We start from the raw sequence: 3,964 nt of genomic DNA, 5'->3' as shown, positions 1-3,964 counted from the left end.
TCGCTTGTTCACGGGTGCCCACATCCAGCGGACCAAGATGGGGACCTCCTCGGTTACCGCGCATTCTCAATGTCAGGCTCGACATGGCCTGGGACCCCGCGGAGTACCCGCATCGCTCGCTGTAGCGCGATACGGGTTGTTACCTGCCAGCGGGCCAAAGCCGTCGGCACTCTCCGACTAAAATTTTCGGGGCTCAAAACCTTCAAGGTCGGCTCCACCCGTTACCTTTACACCTCGCCTGCTTCGCCCCTACGCATCGACGCGCCCGTTACCGTTCGCGCCGCAAGGCTCGATACTGGGCTCGTGGCTAGCGACTACCCAGGTGGGAGTTCCACCCACTAGATTACGCGACATTGCCAAGCCGCACTGGCCCCTATTGCGCAGGGTCTGTCCCCGGACTGCCGTTCGCGTCGTGCGCACGAACCTCATGGTAAGAAAGTTGTGCTTTGCGAAAGAAAGGACGCAGGAGGGTTAACAGCCCCTTTGTTGGACGCAGCAAGCGATGAAGTGTGTCGTAGGAGTAGCTTCCATCTCTGAGCATGCGTTTCGTCTGCCGAATAGCGATGCCGCGGTTGCGAATCGTCGTGACTCCGCCAATCGAAAAGTGAAGTGCCAGCGTTACGCTTAGCCACGCCACCATGGCAATCGCCCCTGCTCCGAAAGAAGTTCCCCACAGGTATCCTTCGACCTTAGCGCTGAACGCCAACAGTTCGCGTATGTTGCTGAGTATGGCAATCAGCACCGAAGTCCCTACGAGCGCCGCACTCGCATAACTGAGCCCAGATTTTAAGATCTCAATCAGAGATGGAAGTCGCGTTGGCGTGAAATAAAGACGGAAGGTGGATCCAAAGCTCCCGTGCAAATAGTGAAGTAGGCGGAGTAGTGGTATGAAACCGGCGGTGCGTAATCGGTCTAGGCGGAGTATCGGATAGCTATGTTGTGCGGTGTTGGGTATGCCCCTCTGTTCAGGGGCGAGAAGAAAGAACACAGGCTTTTTTTGGGCGATCGCGGCAGCTACCTCGTGCTCCACAAAAGACGGGACAGGTCCCGGGAGACACACAACGAAGTGGGCTCGCTCTACCATTGAGTAGATCTCGTCGAGGATTTGGTCGTGCTCTGGCGCCGTGATGAAGGGCTCCATCAAGGCCTTGAATCCGCCGCCGTCTAGCTTGCTCTGTAGGGTGCGGGCATCCAAAAGCATTGAATGATGGTATGAAATGAAGACGCGCGGAGTTCTCGATCGGATACTCGCGACAGCCAGAGCAAATGCAAGAGTGAGGGTGCCAACCGTGGCCAAAGCAATAGCAAGGGCGACGATCGGAATAGCAATGAAGATGAGGACGCTATCGCTATAGTGAACAGCATGCCGAAACCCATCCCCTACGCCGGAGAGGAAGTCCGACGGATGTAGCAGAATGCTGACGATTAGAGCTGCCTCGTAGAGGATCCAGATGCCCGATACGATAAGACCAACCGCGATGGCAAAGACGACAAAGTAGCCAAAGCACCCTAGTCCACTTGGCTGTTTCTGCTTTCCGGTTCTGTCGGAATCGTCTTGCATAAACTTGACCAACAAATACCAGGGATTGAGTTTCGCTTCGCGTATACGGAAAGTGCGTTCGGGCGACAGCGCGGCTCGGCAATTCCGCGTAATCTAGCGGGTGAAATTCCCGTCTGGGTAATCGCTAGCCACGAGCCCAGTATCGAGCCTTGTGGCGGGAACGGCAACCTCCTGTTCCGCGATACGGGTCAGGTGCGCCTGACTGCGTTGCTGAAATAGCCTGGCCAATACATCAGGGGTTAGCTTGCGCCTGGCGTGCCCGACGCGCCGGAAATAGCCATTGGCGCTCTCATGCACCCAGAGGCTGCGCGGCACCTCGGCGACGATCACCGCCCGCAGCTGGCCGTCGGCACCCGGCAGTTCCAGGTGATGGGTCACCACATCCAGCGGCGGTCTGATCCGATCGGTGCAGATGGCCGTCAGCCAGGCCTCCACCGTATCCAGATGTTCCAACGGGATGCCGCTGATCGCTTTGGTCTTGTCATCGACGCCCAGGACCAGGGTGCCGCCATTCGCATTGCCTAGCGCGGCCAGTTCATCGGAGAGTCCGTCGGCATGGGGCTCGATTGCCTTACCGTTGGCGCGAACCGTCACCTGATTCAACTCAAAGGTGGAGTCTTCGCCCAGGCGAATCCGCTGTAACAGGCGCTCGATGTTCATGGCACTGGCTCCCCTTAATCCGCATCGCCCGGCGCCGTGAGCAATAGGCGCCGGGGTCAAAGTCGATTCAGCCGGCTGGTGACCCAGCTCAAACCGCGGCCTGGTGCGGCACTTTAACGCGCTCATGCCGGCGCAGTCATGCGCTTCATCTGGGTGCGGCGGGCGCGATGGCGCTCCACCATAGCGCAACCGTGGGTTCGTCTCCACCCCCGTTTCCACCCAAGCGCCGCGCACATCGACCGCGAGGTGCTTGGTTCGCACAGCGAGCCTTCGGGCGCGGCGCCCTGGTCCTGACCCAATGCCATTAATGTAAGCCGTTCTTGGTGAGCTTGTCGAACCATGAACGGCGTAACTTTCGGTATCTTGGGGTTTTCCGTTCACCCTTCGACAAGCTCAGGGCGAACGGAAAATCGTTAACTTAACGGCATTGGCTCCTGACCTGGTCGCCCAGAGGCGCGGCGGCCGGGGCGCGCGTACAATGTCGCCGGGCATCTTGGTTCAATCGTACTGTCCGGGAGTGGTATTCATGTCACCCTTTCCATTGAGCTATCGGGTTGTCGGCGAAGACGATTACATGCTGGAGATCGGCGTCGACACCGCCGGCGCCTTCGTCGTCAATCGCGGCGACCACACCAGTCACAAACCGCGCCATGGCCAACTCAGCCGCCAACAGCAAGACGACCTGTCGGCGGTCCTGCGCGATCTGGGCGAGCCGCGGGAGCGCCCGGCACCGGCCGGCGCCAGCGGTTTTATGGCGGAACTGACCCTGGGGGAGGGCGGTGAGGCGCAGGTCTACCGCTTCTGGGAGGGGGCCTTGGACGAGGACCCGGCACTCAAGGCCGCGGTCAGGGAACTGGCGCTTTTCTGATCGCGGGTGTGGGCCGGGGGCTCCCCCGGCCCCGGACCTCAGCGGACGATCACGCGGGCATTCACCGGTTGGGAATATCGGTGGAATATCGGTGGAATATCGGGGACGGAATATCGGGGACCGGAATATCGGGGACAGACAACGGTTTCCGGCCTAAGGTGATTTCTCAGAAACCTTATACCATTGTATGCGATAGTGGTGCGTGGTTGTGAAGCGATGGGTCCAAAGCCATGATCTTGAGTGCCGGTCAGACGAAGCCAGCCGTTCTCGATGCGGATCATCGAGACGACCTGAAGGGTAAAGGGGCCAGTGCGGCTTGGCAATGTCGCGTAATCTAGTGGGTGGAACTCCCACCTGGGTAGTCGCTAGCTACGAGCCCAGTATCGAGCCTTGCGGCACGAACGGTAACGGGCGCGTCGATGCGTAGGCGCGAAAGCAGGCGAGGTGTAAAGGTAACGGATGGAGCCGACCTTGAAGGTTTTGAGCCCCGAAAATTTTAGTCGGAGAGTGCCGACGGCTTTGGCCCGCTGGCAGGTAACAACCCGTATCGCGCTACAGCGAGCGATGCGGGTACTCCCCGGGGTCCCAGGCCATGTCGAGCCTGACATTGAGAATGCGCGGTAACCGAGGAGGTCCCCATCTTGGTCCGCTGGATGTGGGCACCCGTGAACAAGCGAAAAAGGCAAGGACACGGGCGGCGGGGTGCGGAAGTCGGAGCCACCCATCGTAGGGTCGATCCCCGGTAATGCGGGGGAAGCGTTGCGGGTGGCGGTTTGAGATAACGTGCGGGCGATACACGGCCCGACACAGTGAGGATTCTGTCCGTGACAACATATTCTGCGCGTTTCACTTGGTCGGCGTGCCGGTGCCCTCGG

3 protein-coding genes are annotated in these 3,964 nt (G+C 59.7%); 1 reads left to right on the top strand and 2 read right to left on the bottom strand.

Annotation, left to right across the window (positions count from 1 at the left end):
• Positions 1–373 precede the first annotated feature (373 nt).
• Together QZX93_RS20935 and QZX93_RS20930 are read right to left on the bottom strand one after the other, a co-directional pair.
• Positions 374–1,561: a hypothetical protein gene (locus QZX93_RS20935; protein ID WP_295391088.1), complete on the bottom strand. Its 1,188-nt coding sequence runs from the start codon at positions 1,559–1,561 to the stop codon at positions 374–376.
• 93 nt (positions 1,562–1,654) lie between these two features.
• Positions 1,655–2,221 carry an ATP-binding protein gene (locus QZX93_RS20930; protein ID WP_295391090.1) on the bottom strand — a complete coding sequence of 189 codons (567 nt, stop codon included), beginning with the start codon at positions 2,219–2,221 and terminating at the stop codon, positions 1,655–1,657.
• A gap of 526 nt (positions 2,222–2,747) precedes the next feature.
• On the opposite strand from QZX93_RS20930, the gene QZX93_RS20925 reads away from it, so the two are divergent.
• The gene (locus QZX93_RS20925; RefSeq protein WP_295391092.1) at positions 2,748–3,089 is read left to right on the top strand and encodes a hypothetical protein; all 342 of its coding nucleotides are present in this window, start codon (positions 2,748–2,750) and stop codon (positions 3,087–3,089) included.
• The last annotated feature ends 875 nt before the right edge of the window (positions 3,090–3,964 follow it).

Source organism: uncultured Thiodictyon sp. (genome assembly GCF_903946935.1).
Lineage (GTDB): Bacteria > Pseudomonadota > Gammaproteobacteria > Chromatiales > Chromatiaceae > Thiodictyon.
Note: the sequence above shows the minus strand (reverse complement) of the source record. Positions and strands in the feature narration are given on the sequence as shown.

Coding starts and splice junctions, on each gene's coding strand:
- QZX93_RS20935 (WP_295391088.1), bottom strand. CDS start 1,561: ATGCAAGACGATTCCGACAGAACCGGAAAGCAGAAACAGCCAAGTGGA.
- QZX93_RS20930 (WP_295391090.1), bottom strand. CDS start 2,221: ATGAACATCGAGCGCCTGTTACAGCGGATTCGCCTGGGCGAAGACTCC.
- QZX93_RS20925 (WP_295391092.1), top strand. CDS start 2,748: ATGTCACCCTTTCCATTGAGCTATCGGGTTGTCGGCGAAGACGATTAC.